This is a genomic window from Bacteroides caecigallinarum (assembly GCF_016902295.1).
GTDB lineage: Bacteria > Bacteroidota > Bacteroidia > Bacteroidales > Bacteroidaceae > Phocaeicola > Phocaeicola caecigallinarum_A.
Genome location: NZ_JACJLQ010000025.1, coordinates 1 through 14980, shown reverse-complemented (window position 1 = coordinate 14980; position 14980 = coordinate 1). Strand labels below are relative to the sequence as shown.

Here is a 14980-nt window from a genome sequence, read left to right as displayed (position 1 = left end):
TTCTTATGGCTTTACGTGCAGATAAAGAACTGAAAATATATTATTCAATAAGTGAGGTGGCACAGATGTTTGGTGTCAACGAGTCATCGCTTAGATATTGGGAGAAGGAATTTCCTTTTATAGCTCCTAAGAAAGCTAATGGAAATATCCGACAATATAGAAAAGAGGATATTGACAACGTCAGGCTTGTATATCATCTGGTAAAGGAAAAGGGCATGACTTTGGCGGGTGCAAAGCAGAGACTCAAGCAGGAAAAAGAGCTTGAGGTCAGAAATGTTGATATCATAGAGCGTCTTAAAGATATAAAAGAAGAGCTCCTTAGTATTCGTAAGGAGCTCGATTATCTGACTTAGTCTGTTGTATCGTCATCAAAATTCTCAATTCTTGTAACTCGTTTTATGTTCTCTATTTTCTTGAGATTGTTACAGATTGTATTAACGTCATCCACATCGTGTACGTATAGTTGTATTCGACCTTCGAATATACCGTCGTTCGATTCTATATGCAGCTTGTGAATGTTTACGTTAAGTTGCTGTGATATTATTTCTGTCACTTTATTCAGGATTCCTATTCCGTCTATACCTTTCACATATACATTAACCGGGAAGTAAAGGGCCTTTCCTGTTTCCCACTGAACAGCCAACAGGCGGTTACCGAAACTTGATTTCAGTTGTGCTGCTATAGGGCAGTGCAGTTTGTGTATAATAATTCTGTTATTGTCGTCAATATATCCAAGTACATCATCTCCCGGAATAGGTTTGCAGCAGTCTGCGATGATATAATTTTTCTGTATAGTATCCGGAGTAAGTTTGAGAATCTTTTTCTTGTCAATATTTATTGCGGCAGGAGTTTCCTTTTGGGCGTTCTTGCTCTTATTGTTACCGCCAAATGGGAAAGGAATGAACTTCTTCCATCCGTTGGTTACAGTTTTTTCTTTTAATGCGTCGATGTCGCTATCTCCAAGTTTTATTACTTTCTGACCAATTTGCAGCATTAAGTCATCAGGAGATTTTACATTATGCAAGTTACACAATTTGTTCAGGTTATCATCGTTAAACTCAATCTTGGCATTCTTGAGGAAATCGTTGAGCGTATCCTCTCCAAGTTGTTGTGTCTCTTTACGCTCGCGTCTTAGAATAGCCTGAATTTTTGCTTTTGCTTTTGCTGTTGTGGCAAAGTTTACCCAGTCCGGTTGTATTTTTTGTGACTTTGAGGTAAGTATTTCTACTTGGTCGCCGCTTTGCAGTTTGTGGCTTAACGGAACCAGCTTATGGTTTACCTTGGCACCTATACAGTGGCTTCCAAGGAATGTATGTATGGAGAATGCGAAGTCCAATGCTGTACAGTTTTGTGGCATTGTCCTAATTTCACCTTTAGGAGTAAATACGAAAATTTCTGATGCAAAGAGGTTAAGTTTTATGGTGTCGAGGAAGTCGAGCGCATCAGGTTGCGGGTCGTCAAGTATTTCTTTGATTGTATGCAGCCATTTGCCTAATTCGCCTTCATCTTCACTAATGCCTCCTTCTTTGTATTTCCAGTGTGCGGCAAAACCTTGTTCTGCAATCTCATTCATCCTTTCGCTTCTTATCTGCACTTCAATCCATCGTCCCTTGTTACTCATAAGAGTTACATGAAGAGCCTGATATCCGTTGGCTTTCGGATGGCTTACCCAGTCTCTGAGTCTGTCAGGATGAGGCTTATAGATGCTTGAGATGGAAACGTATATATTAAAGCAGTCTATTGCTTCTTTGTCAGGACTTTCCGGTTCGAAAATAATTCTTACGGCAAGAATGTCGTATATTTCTTCGAAGGTGATATGTTTGGTCTGCATCTTGTTCCATATAGAATATGGCGATTTCACACGTGCCTGTATCCTATATTTCAGTCCCATGTTGTTAAGCTGTTCCTTGATTGGAGCAGTAAACTCTTCGAAAAGGCTGTCTCGCTCTTCTTGTGTGGCTTCCAGCTTTTTCTGTATCTGATTATATGCTTCAGGATGTTCGTATTTGAAACTCAAGTCTTCAAGTTCAGTCTTGATTTTGTTAAGACCGAGTCTGTTGGCCAACGGAGCATATATATACAATGTCTCTCCTGCAATTTTGTATTGTTTGCTTGGCAGCATTGAGCCGAGGGTACGCATATTGTGCAGACGGTCTGATATCTTTATAAGTATAACCCTGATATCATCGTTCATTGTAAGAAGAAGCTTCTTGAAGTTTTCAGCCTGTGCTGAAGCTCTGTCTCCAAATATACCACCCGATATTTTTGTCAGTCCGTCAACAATCAGTGCTATTTTCTCCCCAAATAGATTTTGAATGTCTTCTACCGTATAGTCTGTATCTTCAACCACGTCATGCAGTAATGCGGCACATATAGATGTTGACCCAAGCCCTATTTCGCAGCAGGCAATTCTTGCCACTGCTATGGGATGCAATATATAAGGTTCGCCTGAGCGTCGGCGTACACCTTTGTGCGCCTGCTTGGCGAAATTGAATGCTTTAGTAATGATTTCAACTTTTTTCCTGTGTCGGCTTTCCAGATATCTCGCCAATAGCTCTTCGAAGGCTTCGTTTATCACCTTCTCATCGGCCTGTTCCTGAGTTAACTTTTCATCAGTCATATACGTATTCCTCCAAAAATAACATAGATGCAAAAATATGAAATAATCAAAAAAAAGCAAGTATTTCTGTGGTAATTAATTGAAATACTTGCTTTTTTTATTATGATTATTTTATTCTGATGGTTTTTCCGGCACGGATATTGCTACCTTTTATGCCGTTAAGCCTTCTTAGTTGTGCGACACTTACGCCATATTTTGCGGCTATACCTCCTAATGTTTCCCCGTTTCTTATCTTATGATATACTTCGGCTGTCTTAGGTGTGGTAACTTTTACAGTAGCTCTTCTGTTGTTATAAACTTGAGGCTTATAGTTGTATATACTGTCCTCATGCTCCAGAAAGCAACTTACCATATTGTTTGGAAGCCTGAGCGCGTAAGGCTTTTCATTTCCTGGAATAATATCTTTTCTGAATTCAGGATTTAGTGCGCGTAGCTGTTCAATGTTTATCTTGCATACATCAGCTATCTGGTTCAGATTGACAACCCTGTTTATATGTATGGTGTCTGTTCCTTCAGGCATTTGCATAGCCATAGGTCTTATGTTGTGTTCGCAATAATACGTCATTATATAATTCGCAGCGATGAATGCCGGAACGTATCCTCTGGTTTCCTTTGGCAGGAAATTGTATATTGACCAGAAGTCAGTTTCTCCTCCTGCACGGCGTATAGCTTTGTTTATTGTACCGGGGCCACAATTGTATGCAGCCAGAACCAGGTTCCAGTCATGGTAAATCTCATACAAATCTTTTAAATATCTTGCAGCCGCATACGTTGACTTTACAGGGTCTCTTCTTTCGTCTATCAGTGTATTGACTTCCAGTCCGTATATCTTTCCTGTTCTAAGCATGAATTGCCACAGTCCTGTAGCTCCCTGTCTTGATACGGCATAAGGATTTAGAGCCGATTCTATTACTGGCAGATATTTTAGCTCGAGCGGCAGATTGTATATTTCAAGCGCTTCTTCGAAAATAGGCATGTACAGATTGTTGGCGCTCAGCATGAATGAAACGCTCTCGCGTAGTCTTGTAGTATATTGGTCAATGAATTTCTTTATTATATCATTGTAAGGCATTTCTATAATAGCCGGTATTCGCTGGAGTCTGTCTATATATACCGAGTCGCTTATATTAGGATTCGAATTGCCCGACTCACAAGTTATGGGAGTAATATAGTTCTTTGAAATCCAATCAAGGTATAGGCTGTCAGTGGCAGACAACATACCCTGTGGAAGTTCTATTTCTTCGTTTTCTCCCAAGTCATTCTTTACGGTAATTGTTTCTACCTTTTCCTGTGCGTATATCGTTGAAAATCCTAATGATAAAAGGCAAATTAAAAATTTTTTCATAATTTAAAATTTAATATTGCATTGCAATCCTATGCCTTGCGGACGATTGCGTAATACATCATTGAATATTGTAGGTTCTAACTTTAAGCTTAAATCCTTTGAAATGTCGAAGTCTGAAAGTTCTGCATCTACGTATGCGTCTATTACAGACAGCAGATAAACGCCTATGAATGCAAATATACTAAGGTCTCTCTGACGACGGTATATGTCTTTGGCATTTTTGAAAGTGTTCTGGTAATATTCCTTGTTGCTTTCAATATCTACATAAGACGGAATAAAGTCTTTGTAGCTGTCGTTGTTGGGATTGTCGCTCATAATGTCCTGGTATGCCTGAGAATAGTCGTTATACATTTTTGAGTTCCATGTCAGGGCGTATGCACAACCTACAAAGCCTCCGTAAATTATAGGCAGTTTCCAGTATTTTCTATTATATATTTGTCCTGCTCCAGGCAGTACCATTGCCATCCACAGTGATTTGTTAGAATCCGGAATCCAGCGTTTTGCCGGTTGTTGTCCGGCGTTTAGTACAGAGTCGCTTTTTAATGAAATCATAGCAGTATCGACAGGCGCTTCAAGAGCCTTTGCTTTTTCGCTGATTTCATCGTCGAAATCCATCGAAATTATGCTGTCCTGAACATTTGTGATTATGCTGTCGTTTAAGATTTCTGTACTGTCGTTAACCGCTATATGCTCATACACACACGTTGCCTGTATCTCATTCATTCCAAATGTCATGATTGAGATACAGAATAAAATCATTGCGTGATATATGTTGACTTTATGTTTCAAAGCTATAATTGTTTTTTCAGTTTTGTTTTAACGAATCCAGTATTTCCATTATTCTTTCTAGGTCGGCTTCGTCCTTGAAAGGGATGCTTATTTTCCCTTTACCATTGTTGCTGCACGAAAGTTGAACTTTTGTTCCGAAAAAGCTTGAAAGGTGGTTCTGCAGTACTCCGAAAGATTCAGGCATTTTACTGTTGCCGGCTGCTTTCTTTTCCTGTTTTTCGGCGTTTAATGATTTCACAAGCTCTTCAACTTTTCTTACAGAATATCCGTTGGCAATTATCTCGTTGAATATTTTCAATTGAATCTGTGGATTGTCAATGGACAGCAACGCACGCGCATGCCCCATGTCTATCTCCTTGTTCTTCAGTGCCATCTGTATAGTGGCAGGCAGTTTCAACAGTCTCAGATAGTTCGCTACCGTGGTTCTGTTTTTACCTACACGTTCGCTGAGTTTTTCTTGTGTAAGTTCGTATTGTTCTATAAGGTGTTGATATGCAAGCGCTATTTCCAGCGAGTTCAGGTCCTCTCTTTGGATATTCTCTATCAACGCCATTTCCATCACATTCTCGTCGTCGGCAGTCTTGATATATGCCGGAATTGTTTTAAGTCCGGCCAAAGCAGACGCTTTATATCTTCTTTCGCCGGCGATAATCTGATATGAGTCGTCGTTTATTTTTCTTAATGTAATAGGTTGTATAATACCTACTTCGGATATAGAATCGGCAAGTTCCTGTAATGCTATTGGGTCAAATTCACGTCGTGGCTGGTTAGGGTTGGCAAAAATCTTGCTCAACTCTATCTCGCCGATATTCGAAGAGCCGGAAGTCTGTACTTCCTCGTTCGAAATCAGTGCGTCCAGTCCTCTGCCTAATGCAAATTTTTTCTGTACTGCCATATCTTATTACATATTTCTCGTTATTATTTCGTTGGCAAGTGCCAAGTGGTTTTTTGCTCCTGTCGATTCAGCATCGTACAGTATAGCCGGTATTCCGTGGCTTGGAGCCTCGCTAAGTTTAACGTTACGCTGGATGATGGTCTTGAACACCAGTTCCTGAAAGTGTCTTTTCACATCATCGTATATCTGGTTGGCAAGACGTAATCTTGAATCGTACATTGTCAGAAGGAAACCTTCTATTTCCAATGCCGGATTAAGCTTTGTCTTTATTATCTTTATTGTATTGAGTAGTTTGCTTATTCCTTCAAGGGCGAAATACTCACATTGCACCGGTATTATAACAGAGTTGGCTGCTGTCAGGGCATTGATTGTAATCAGTCCGAGCGATGGCGAACAGTCTATAAGTATATAGTCGTATTCATCTTTCATCGGTTCCAGAGCTTTTTTCATTATTTTTTCTCTGTTTTCCAGATTAAGCATTTCTATTTCAGCACCTACGAGGTCTATATGAGATGGTATTATGTCTAATCTGTCAATATCGGTTGTATAAATGGCTTCTCTTATATCAGTTTGATTGATAAGGCATTCATAGATTGAGCAATCGATTTCGTTTACGTTTACTCCAAGACCTGAAGAAGCATTAGCTTGTGGGTCGGCATCTATTACCAATACCTTTTTTTCCAGAGTAGCCAGTGATGCAGCCAAGTTTATTGTTGTAGTAGTTTTTCCTACACCGCCTTTTTGATTGGCTAAAGCAATTATTTTTCCCATATTAATCAGTTTATTCTTGTGCGAAATAACTAATAATATGTGACACGGCGTATTAAAAAACTGTTACTTTTGCGGAAAGTGTTGATAACTTACCGCTTTTGTTAATAACTAAACGGTGGCAAAGATAGTGCAAACCGAGTGAAATACAAAGTGAAAACATAGTTTTTGACTTTTAATTCCGGGGTGCGGCCTATCTTATCCAAATATACTGAAAACCATATAAAAAAACGAATACGGTTTGTGAAGATTAAGATTTGAAAACGTATTGTCACATAGTTTTTTTGTGGTATAATCTGAAAGATTGTAACTTTACGTCGTTTTAAGTTGAATCTGAATAAACAAAGTTAAAATATGGCAAACAGCAAACCTCTTATTCTGCTGTCGAACGATGACGGCTATCAGGCAAAAGGTATCAATGAGTTGATTAAGGCGCTACGCGATGAGGCCGAACTGGTGGTTGTGGCTCCTGATGGACCACGCTCCGGAGCTTCGTGCTCAATAACTTCCGCTGTCCCTGTGCATTATGAGAAGGTCAGGGAGGAAGAAGGACTTCTGGTATATAAGTGTAGCGGTACGCCGGTGGACTGTACAAAGTTAGCCCTGCACGCCATTCTTCAGCGAACTCCGGACATGATTATAGGAGGAATAAACCACGGTGACAACTCGTCCGTTAATGTGCATTATTCAGGTACGATGGGAATAGTTGTCGAAGGGTGTCTGAAAGGCATTCCGTCGATAGGCCTCTCATTATGCAACCATGCAGCCGACGCTGATTTCTCATTTACTCTGCCATATGTAAAGAGCATAGTGAAGACAACATTGAAGAATGGAATACCTAAAGGTACGTGTCTGAATGTTAATTTCCCAGATACTAAGGATATAAAAGGCATCCGTGTATGCCGTCAGACCGATGGAGACTGGATAAACGAATTCGCTGAGTGCAATCATCCGCGCAATACCGGGTATTTCTGGCTTACCGGTTCGTACAAAAACAATGAGCCGTCAGCGGAAGAAACAGACCACTGGGCTTTGGACAATGGCTATGTGGCGATTACCCCTACGCAGGTGGATGTTACAGCCTACGGACTCAAGGAGGTGATGAAATCGTGGAACTGGGAATAAACAGTTTACAAGGCTTCCTTTCAGTTACGAGGCTTCGGTTACAAGTTGTTAGAAGGTTTTGGTTTCACCGACCGTTGGTTCCATCCGGAGCGTAACCTTGTTTACTCGTTTACTTGTCAACTTGTTACCTGAAAAAACCTCGTCACCTTGTCAACTCGTCAACTTGTAACTAAAGAACTTAAAAACTGATAAACTTACATGAAATATTATTTGATAGCAGGAGAGGCTTCGGGCGATTTGCATGCTTCTAACCTTATGCGCTCGCTGAAGAAGCAAGATACAGATGCCGAATTCCGTTTCTTTGGCGGTGATCTGATGCAGTCTGTAGGAGGGACATTGGTAAAGCATTACAGGGACATGGCTTACATGGGATTTATCCCGGTACTGCTGCATCTGCGTACTATATTCAGAAATATGGACTTATGCAAATCGGATATATTGGAGTGGAAGCCTGATGTCCTGATTCTCATCGACTATCCCGGTTTTAATTTAAAGATTGCGGAGTACGTAAAAAAGCATACAGACATACCTGTGTATTATTATATCTCTCCGAAAATATGGGCATGGAAGGAATATCGTATCAAGAATATTAAGCGCGATATTGACAAGATGCTTTCCATACTTCCTTTCGAGATAGAATTCTACAGGAAACACGATTATCCCATATCATACGTGGGAAATCCGAGTGTGGATTCCGTTACTGAATATCTTGTTAATCATCCTGCCGACAGGAATGCTTTCCTGAAAGATAATGGACTGACGGACAAACCTATAGTGGCGATACTGGCCGGAAGCCGCAAGCAGGAGATAAGGGATAATCTGACGCGAATGATGGAAGTTACACGTTCATTCCCCGACTATCAGTTTGTTGTTGCCGGCGCCCCCGGCATATCGCATGACTATTATAAACAGTATATTACACCGGAGACAAATATAGTATTCTCGCAGACCTACAGGTTGCTTCAACATTCTGTCGCTGCAATGGTTACATCCGGTACCGCGACACTTGAGACGGCATTGTTTGGAGTTCCGCAGGTAGTATGTTATTATATGTCTGCCGGAAAATTAGTGTCTTTCCTTAGAAAATTCCTTTTGAAAGTTAAGTATATTTCTCTGGTAAACCTTATTACCGGTGAGGAAACAGTGAAAGAACTTGTTGCCGATGGAATGACAGCCTCTAATCTGAAGCATGAGTTTGCTGCAATCCTGCCCGAGGGAACCAAGCGTGAAAGAATGCTGAAAGGGTATTCCGACCTGAAACGTATATTGGGAAATCCCGGAGCATCCGAAAAGGCGGCTGAGATTATAGTCAGGTCTTTAAAGGGCGAATAATTAGTATATGTCATTAGTGTATCCAACCGGTTTTTAAATAGTATTTAAATAGCGTTTAAATGGTATTTAAATATCGGTTGGTCTTTTTTTATAGAATCTCAGAATTCGGATACCGTAACACGAACGTGCAACGCTCGTAACACGAACGTGTGACGCGTGAATCACGAATGTGTTACGCCCGTGACACGAATGTGTTCCGCTCTCTATGTGCGTTTTTTTTAATATATCACATACCATGTTTTGTCATTAATAATTGACCGACTGGAAATAAAATCATAAATTTGGGGGAAAATATAATTCTTATGATTGATACGTTATTTAATGCTCTGATGTATATTATGCCTGTGCTGGCTGTAATAGTGTTCATCGCTCTTTTCTTTGTAAAAGCAGGTTATGGTATATTCCACACCAAAAGTTGGGGTTTGAGCCTTCCCAATAAAGTCGGGTGGGTGATAATGGAATGTCCCGCATTTATCCTTATGGCGGCAATGTGGCTCACAGGTCAGTATTCGCTGATGTCCGTCCCTGCCGTTTTCTTCATCCTTTTCGAGATACATTATTTCCAGAGGGCATTTGTGTTCCCGTTTCTGATGAAAGGAAAAAGCAAGATGCCCGTCAGTATAATGCTTATGGGAGTGGTGTTTAATCTTATCAACGGCTTTCTGATAGGATATTCATTATTCCATATTGATCATTCTGACAAATATACCGCAGAATGGCTTTATTCGCCTTGTTTTATAATAGGAGTACTGATATTCATTGCCGGGATGGTGATAAATCTTCATTCGGACAATGTGATAAGACATCTTCGTCCGAAAGGCGATACAAGGCATTATTTTCCGCAGAAAGGAATGTACCGCTATGTCACTTCTGCCAATTATTTCGGGGAATTGCTTGAATGGACAGGATTCGCCATACTGACATGCGATGCTGCGGCATGGGTATTCGTGGTATGGACTTTTGCCAATCTCGCTCCACGTGCATACGCCATAAGGAAACGTTATGTTGAGGAATTCGGAACGGAAGTGCTAGGAAAAAGGAAATGTTTGATACCTTATATATATTAGGAATATGGAAACATCAAAACTGTTTACAGAATATAAGATTGGTCCTTTGACGCTGAGAAACAGGACCATACGTTCGGCTGCGTTCGAAAGTATGTGTCCCGGCAACAGGCCGTCGAAGGCTTTGTATGACTATCATGTGTCGGTTGCTCATGGTGGAGTAGGTATGACTACTGTGGCATACGCTGCGGTGACCCGTAGCGGACTTTCGTTCGACAGCCAGCTATGGATGCGTCCGGAAATTGTTCCCGACCTTAAGAAACTGACCGATGCCATTCATCGTGAGGGTGCGGCTGCCAGCATACAGTTGGGACACTGCGGAAACATGTCGCACAAGAAAACATGTGGCGAAACGCCAGTCGGTGCATGTACCGGATTTAATCTTTATTCGCCTACATTCGTTCGCGGACTCCGTAAGGACGAACTTCCTGTCCTGGCAAAGGCATACGGCGATGCTGTCCGTCTTGCCCGTGAGGCAGGTTTTGATGCCGTAGAGATACATGCCGGACACGGATATCTGATAAGCCAGTTCCTGTCGCCATATACCAATCACAGAAAAGACGAGTACGGAGGTTCGTTGGAAAACAGAATGCGTTTCATGGACGAGGTAATGGCAGAAGTGATGAAAGCTGCGGGCGATGACATTGCCGTGCTTGTCAAAATGAACATGCGTGACGGTTTCAAGGGAGGAATGGATATTGAAGAAAGCCTTAAGGTGGCGCAGCGGTTAAAAGATGATGGAGCGCAGGCACTTGTGCTTAGTGGAGGCTTTGTGAGCAAGGCACCTATGTACGTCATGCGTGGAGCTATGCCGATTAGGACTCTTACTCACTATATGGACTGCTGGTGGCTTAAGTACAGTGTCAGACTGTTCGGACGTTTCATGATTCCTACAGTACCTTTCAAGGAAGCATACTTCCTTGAAGATGCGTTGAAATTCAGAGATTTGATAAAGGACATTCCATTGGTTTATGTAGGTGGACTTGTGTCAAGAGAAAAGATAGATGAAGTGTTGAACAAAGGTTTCGATTTTGTCCAGATGGGACGTGCGCTGCTTAATGAACCTGGTTTCGTCAATCGTATGAAGACTGAAGAATGCGCAAGATGTAATTGCGGACATAGCAATTACTGTATCGGACGAATGTATAGTGTGGATATGGCTTGCCATCAGCACCTTAATGAAGAACTTCCGCCTTGTCTGCAAAAAGAAATCAAAAAACTGGAGAACAAATGATGAAGAAAACAGCAGTAATAACGGGAGCCGACGGTGGCATGGGTTCTGAGATAACGAAGGCCGTGGCACAGGCAGGCTATCATGTGATAATGGTGTGTTATACCAGTTTCAAGGGTGAAGAGAGGAAAAGCAGAATTATTCTTGACACAGAGAATGAAGATATAGAAGTTGTTCAGTCCGACCTTTCGTCTATGGAATCGGTTGTTGAGGCTGTACGCAAGATTAAATCGAAAACACAGTCTGTTGATTTGCTAATGAACAATGCCGGAACGATGTGTACTCACTATATACGCACCGAGGATGGCTTTGAACATACTGTGGCTGTAAACTATCTTGCACCGTTCCTGCTTACCAATGGCCTGTTGCCTCTGATGCATGAAGGGAGCCGGGTTGTGAATATGGTATCGTGTACATATGCCATAGGCAAGATAGGTCCGAACTTTTTCACCAAAGGCCGTGAAGGAACTTTTATCCGTATTCCTATATATAGCAATACCAAACTGGCATTGTGGCTGTTCACCCGCGAACTGTCCGAACGTGTCAAGGATAGGGGAATAACTGTGAATGCGGCCGATCCGGGTATCGTATCCACCAATATAATAAGGATGGATATGTGGTTCGACCCATTGACGGACGTATTGTTCCGTCCTTTCATACGTACTCCGCGTCAGGGAGCGGATACGGCCATACATCTTTTGCTTGATGAAAAGTGTGATGGAGTTACCGGCGCAATGTTTGCTTCATGCAAGCAGAGAAAGTTGAAAGATAAGTATTTGAATCATCCGCAGATGAAAGAACTATGGGAACAGACGGAGAAGAAGCTGGAGAGATTTTTTAGTTTCTGAAAATTTGTAAGGTAATAATCAAATAAATAATTTTGCGATAAATTGCATTTAGTTTGTTAGTTGGTTGATGATAACCAACTCATAAACTCATAAACTCAAAAACTTAAAAACTTAAAAACTCAAAAAATATGGCTAAATTCAAAAGAATCCTCCTTAAGCTGAGCGGTGAAAGCCTGATGGGAGAAAAGAAATACGGTATAGACGAAAAGCGCCTTGGCGAGTATGCACAGCAGATTAAGGAAATCCACGATATGGGTGTGCAGATTGGTATCGTGATAGGTGGTGGTAACATCTTCCGCGGACTGAGCGGTGCAGGCAAGGGATTCGATCGTGTGAAAGGCGACCAGATGGGTATGCTTGCTACAGTTATCAACAGCCTTGGACTTAGCTCCGCTCTTGTGGCAGCAGGTGTGAAGGCCCGTGTACTCACTGCAATCCGCATGGAACCGATAGGTGAGTTCTATACAAAATGGAAAGCCATCGAGGCAATGGAAAACGGCGAAGTGGTAATCATGTCGGCCGGTACAGGGAATCCGTTCTTCACTACAGATACAGGTTCTTCGCTGAGAGGTATCGAGATTGAAGCCGACGTAATGTTGAAGGGAACACGCGTGGACGGTATCTATACAGCTGACCCTGAGAAAGATCCTACTGCAACCAAGTTCGACGAAATAACATACGACGAAGTACTTGCACGCGGACTTAAGGTTATGGACCTGACAGCTACATGTATGTGTAAGGAAAACAATTTGCCTATTATCGTATTCGATATGGATACTGTCGGTAATCTTAAGAAAGTGATGTCAGGCGAAAACATTGGAACTTTGGTTCATCCTTGATTTCCGGTTGATATAAATACATAAAAAAGGAAGTTATTAACAGCTTTGTATATACCTGTTAATAACTTCCTTTTTTGTTAATAACTCTCTTTCCTGTTTATAAAGTGAACTTCCTTATTTCGGCATTCTTCATGTGCTGAATGTTATACAACTCGTTTATATCTACTCCCAATATATGAGCCTGAATGGAACGGTTGATAAGTCCGTGTGCCACTACCAGTACATTTTTTCCGGAGTATTTCTCCTTTATATATTCCACTATGCGCTTCCCACGTTCGTATAGCATTTCTTTTGTTTCTGCGTCTTCCGGTGGATTCTGTTTATCGACGGAATCAATTTTTAGCCCTGTCCATTTCCCCCAGTCAATCTCTCTAAGTAGTCTTGATTTCTCCCAGGGCAGATTTCTGTCTTTCATGGCATAGTTCACAGTGTCAGTAACCCGTTTCAGGTCGCTGCTCAGGATACAGTCAATATGTGTGTCTTTAAGTTCCTTGCCAAGATTGATAGCCTGTTCAATACCCTCTGTTGTCAGTGTTCCCGGCAGATGTCCCTGGAAAATCTTCATCAGGTTTTCTTCCGTCTGCCCGTGTCGTGCAAGATATATTGTTGTCATGGTGTTTATAGCTTATAAAATATACTTTTGCGGCTCAAAAGTATGAATTTTCCTATATACCACAATGATATTTTATGTTTTCGAGCAAAAAATATTACAAAAGTTTTGCAAATCTCGATTTTATGAATACCTTTGCATCCGCAAACGAAAAATTCTCACTCGGAATGTAGCGCAGTTGGTAGCGCACTACGTTCGGGACGTAGGGGTCGGGCGTTCGAGTCGCCTCATTCCGACAGAGGATAAAAGACAATAAGCCCAGATGGCGGAATCGGTAGACGCGCTGGTCTCAAACACCAGTGGAGTAACATCCATCCCGGTTCGACCCCGGGTCTGGGTACTAATAAGCCTTGATAATCGACTGATTATCAAGGCTTTCTCTTTCTATAAGGCGTACTAAATGTGTACTGAGCGACAAAAACGGGTCAACGTAACAATCTGAGGGATTTTGTATTTAAGCATATAATTTAGCAAGTCTATATAAGAAAAAAGCTCTATCTCTTACTCCTCTGAACTGTGCTCTAAATGCTTTGATTTTAGCATTGAATGACTCTGCTGCGGCATTGGTTGCCCTCCTTTCAAAGAAATTGATTATATTCAGATAATGTGTTTGTATAGAACGTGCGACCCTTCCAAAGGTGAGGAACCCCGATTTATCTACTTCATCATACCACCTTGCCAGCCTTGTCAAAGCAATATCCTTAAACTTACACTGATGATAGATTAAGCCTAACCGCATAGACAGATAATATCCTTTCTTTATATCGAGATATTCCTTGAAAAGAATTTCAGCCCGTATTCTTTGAGACTGAGTCCATAAGGATTCCTTCTTGTAAAGCAGATAAATACTTCTCGCTAACAACTGCTTTCTTGTATCTCCATTAGCGAAAACAGGTGCATGATACATCTTTCCACAGGCCTTTGCATAAGCAATCTGAGTGGACTCTTCATCCAAAGCCTCCCAGCGAGCTTTTACACGCATCTCCTGCACAGCTTCATAAGCTAACTTCTGTACGTGAAAGCGATCGGTAACACGTTTGGCCGCAGGAAAGCAGATGCGTGCAATCTGCTCCATGTTAGGAGCCATATCCAAGGTTATCTCGCGCACTTGGTAACGGCGGCGACGGGAGAGCTTAAGCAGGACAGAAGTGACCGTATGAACGTCCGTACCTTTAATGATGGCAATCATACTACCTTTACCACCGTGAGCTTCTTTATTGGTCAGTACAGTATAGAGTTCCCCACGCGAGAGGGCTACCTCATCAATACAGATATAAGCACCGATATTCTTTTCGAATAGTAGCCAATCCTCTGCATGAACAAGTTGGTCCCAATGGAGATAACTACTTAGATGGTTACGGTATTGACGCTCCAATAAATCCCCGTCAACTCCATATAAAACACCTTGTCATAATACAGTTTATTGCCTTGTTGCAATCATTTTTGTGGAAGAACGTATTGAGTTCTGAAATAATATGTGTATTTTTGTTCATAGCTTTTAGTATGAGTTCTTT

The 14980-nt window shown here is 41.4% G+C and carries 13 protein-coding genes, 2 tRNA genes and 1 pseudogene; 9 read left to right on the top strand and 7 right to left on the bottom strand.

Going from position 1 to position 14980, the window contains the following annotated elements; all coding sequences use genetic code 11:
- Positions 1-5: 5 nt before the first annotated feature.
- Positions 6-353, top strand: a complete 348-nt coding sequence (locus tag H6A27_RS09560; protein WP_204402683.1) for a MerR family transcriptional regulator — start codon at positions 6-8, stop codon at positions 351-353.
- Here the strand turns inward: H6A27_RS09560 and H6A27_RS09555 are convergent.
- The 5 genes from H6A27_RS09555 to H6A27_RS09535 all read right to left on the bottom strand — a co-directional run bounded on the left by H6A27_RS09555 (position 350) and on the right by H6A27_RS09535 (position 6420).
- On the bottom strand, positions 350-2620 hold the full coding sequence (locus H6A27_RS09555; RefSeq protein WP_204402681.1) for a RelA/SpoT family protein: 2271 nt from the start codon (positions 2618-2620) through the stop codon (positions 350-352). The genes H6A27_RS09560 and H6A27_RS09555 overlap by 4 nt on opposite strands.
- A 106-nt stretch (positions 2621-2726) precedes the next feature.
- On the bottom strand, positions 2727-3965 hold the full coding sequence (locus H6A27_RS09550) for a lytic transglycosylase domain-containing protein (RefSeq protein ID WP_204402679.1): 1239 nt from the start codon (positions 3963-3965) through the stop codon (positions 2727-2729).
- Positions 3966-3968: 3 nt separating this feature from the next.
- A complete protein-coding gene (locus H6A27_RS09545) occupies positions 3969-4724 on the bottom strand; it encodes a DUF5683 domain-containing protein (RefSeq protein WP_204402677.1) in 756 nt (251 codons plus the stop codon).
- Between the two features lie 46 nt (positions 4725-4770).
- Positions 4771-5649, bottom strand: a complete 879-nt coding sequence (locus H6A27_RS09540) for a ParB/RepB/Spo0J family partition protein (protein WP_204402676.1) — start codon at positions 5647-5649, stop codon at positions 4771-4773.
- A 6-nt stretch (positions 5650-5655) separates the two neighbouring features.
- On the bottom strand, positions 5656-6420 hold the full coding sequence (locus H6A27_RS09535; protein ID WP_204402674.1) for a ParA family protein: 765 nt from the start codon (positions 6418-6420) through the stop codon (positions 5656-5658).
- Positions 6421-6771: 351 nt separating this feature from the next.
- Here H6A27_RS09535 and surE point away from each other — a divergent pair, with 351 nt between their 5' ends.
- The 6 genes from surE (at position 6772) to pyrH (ending at position 12856) form a co-directional block, all read left to right on the top strand.
- Positions 6772-7542, top strand: coding sequence for a 5'/3'-nucleotidase SurE (surE, locus tag H6A27_RS09530; protein ID WP_204508525.1), 771 nt, complete (start codon positions 6772-6774; stop codon positions 7540-7542).
- Positions 7543-7740: 198 nt separating this feature from the next.
- On the top strand, positions 7741-8874 hold the full coding sequence (gene lpxB, locus H6A27_RS09525) for a lipid-A-disaccharide synthase (protein WP_204402670.1): 1134 nt from the start codon (positions 7741-7743) through the stop codon (positions 8872-8874).
- A gap of 302 nt (positions 8875-9176) precedes the next feature.
- Complete coding sequence (locus H6A27_RS09520; protein ID WP_204508524.1) at positions 9177-9941, top strand: DUF1295 domain-containing protein; 765 nt, start codon at positions 9177-9179, stop codon at positions 9939-9941.
- Positions 9942-9945: 4 nt separating this feature from the next.
- Positions 9946-11172, top strand: a complete 1227-nt coding sequence (locus tag H6A27_RS09515) for an NADH:flavin oxidoreductase (RefSeq protein WP_204508523.1) — start codon at positions 9946-9948, stop codon at positions 11170-11172.
- Positions 11172-12017, top strand: coding sequence for an SDR family oxidoreductase (locus H6A27_RS09510; protein ID WP_204402742.1), 846 nt, complete (start codon positions 11172-11174; stop codon positions 12015-12017). The genes H6A27_RS09515 and H6A27_RS09510 overlap by 1 nt, the downstream gene beginning before the upstream one ends.
- A 128-nt stretch (positions 12018-12145) precedes the next feature.
- The gene (pyrH, locus tag H6A27_RS09505; RefSeq protein ID WP_154044489.1) at positions 12146-12856 is read left to right on the top strand and encodes a UMP kinase; all 711 of its coding nucleotides are present in this window, start codon (positions 12146-12148) and stop codon (positions 12854-12856) included.
- Positions 12857-12953: 97 nt separating this feature from the next.
- Here the strand turns inward: pyrH and H6A27_RS09500 are convergent, their stop codons facing one another.
- Positions 12954-13469 carry a histidine phosphatase family protein gene (locus tag H6A27_RS09500; protein WP_204508522.1) on the bottom strand — a complete coding sequence of 172 codons (516 nt, stop codon included), beginning with the start codon at positions 13467-13469 and terminating at the stop codon, positions 12954-12956.
- 160 nt (positions 13470-13629) lie between these two features.
- Here H6A27_RS09500 and H6A27_RS09495 point away from each other — a divergent pair.
- A tRNA-Pro gene (locus H6A27_RS09495) sits at positions 13630-13702 on the top strand.
- A 20-nt stretch (positions 13703-13722) separates the two neighbouring features.
- Positions 13723-13806 (top strand) — tRNA-Leu (locus H6A27_RS09490).
- 114 nt (positions 13807-13920) lie between these two features.
- Here H6A27_RS09490 and H6A27_RS09485 read toward each other — a convergent pair.
- Positions 13921-14871, bottom strand: a pseudogene (locus H6A27_RS09485) (ISAon1 family transposase); the annotation flags it as partial.
- Between the last annotated feature and the right edge of the window lie 109 nt (positions 14872-14980).

What these genes read in the sequence shown, in the direction of transcription:
- H6A27_RS09560 (WP_204402683.1), top strand. Translation starts at nt 6, where the DNA reads ATGGCTTTACGTGCAGATAAAGAACTGAAAATATATTATTCAATAAGT.
- H6A27_RS09555 (WP_204402681.1), bottom strand. Translation starts at nt 2,620, where the DNA reads ATGACTGATGAAAAGTTAACTCAGGAACAGGCCGATGAGAAGGTGATA.
- H6A27_RS09550 (WP_204402679.1), bottom strand. Translation starts at nt 3,965, where the DNA reads ATGAAAAAATTTTTAATTTGCCTTTTATCATTAGGATTTTCAACGATA.
- H6A27_RS09545 (WP_204402677.1), bottom strand. Translation starts at nt 4,724, where the DNA reads ATGATTTTATTCTGTATCTCAATCATGACATTTGGAATGAATGAGATA.
- H6A27_RS09540 (WP_204402676.1), bottom strand. Translation starts at nt 5,649, where the DNA reads ATGGCAGTACAGAAAAAATTTGCATTAGGCAGAGGACTGGACGCACTG.
- H6A27_RS09535 (WP_204402674.1), bottom strand. Translation starts at nt 6,420, where the DNA reads ATGGGAAAAATAATTGCTTTAGCCAATCAAAAAGGCGGTGTAGGAAAA.
- surE (WP_204508525.1), top strand. Translation starts at nt 6,772, where the DNA reads ATGGCAAACAGCAAACCTCTTATTCTGCTGTCGAACGATGACGGCTAT.
- lpxB (WP_204402670.1), top strand. Translation starts at nt 7,741, where the DNA reads ATGAAATATTATTTGATAGCAGGAGAGGCTTCGGGCGATTTGCATGCT.
- H6A27_RS09520 (WP_204508524.1), top strand. Translation starts at nt 9,177, where the DNA reads ATGATTGATACGTTATTTAATGCTCTGATGTATATTATGCCTGTGCTG.
- H6A27_RS09515 (WP_204508523.1), top strand. Translation starts at nt 9,946, where the DNA reads ATGGAAACATCAAAACTGTTTACAGAATATAAGATTGGTCCTTTGACG.
- H6A27_RS09510 (WP_204402742.1), top strand. Translation starts at nt 11,172, where the DNA reads ATGAAGAAAACAGCAGTAATAACGGGAGCCGACGGTGGCATGGGTTCT.
- pyrH (WP_154044489.1), top strand. Translation starts at nt 12,146, where the DNA reads ATGGCTAAATTCAAAAGAATCCTCCTTAAGCTGAGCGGTGAAAGCCTG.
- H6A27_RS09500 (WP_204508522.1), bottom strand. Translation starts at nt 13,469, where the DNA reads ATGACAACAATATATCTTGCACGACACGGGCAGACGGAAGAAAACCTG.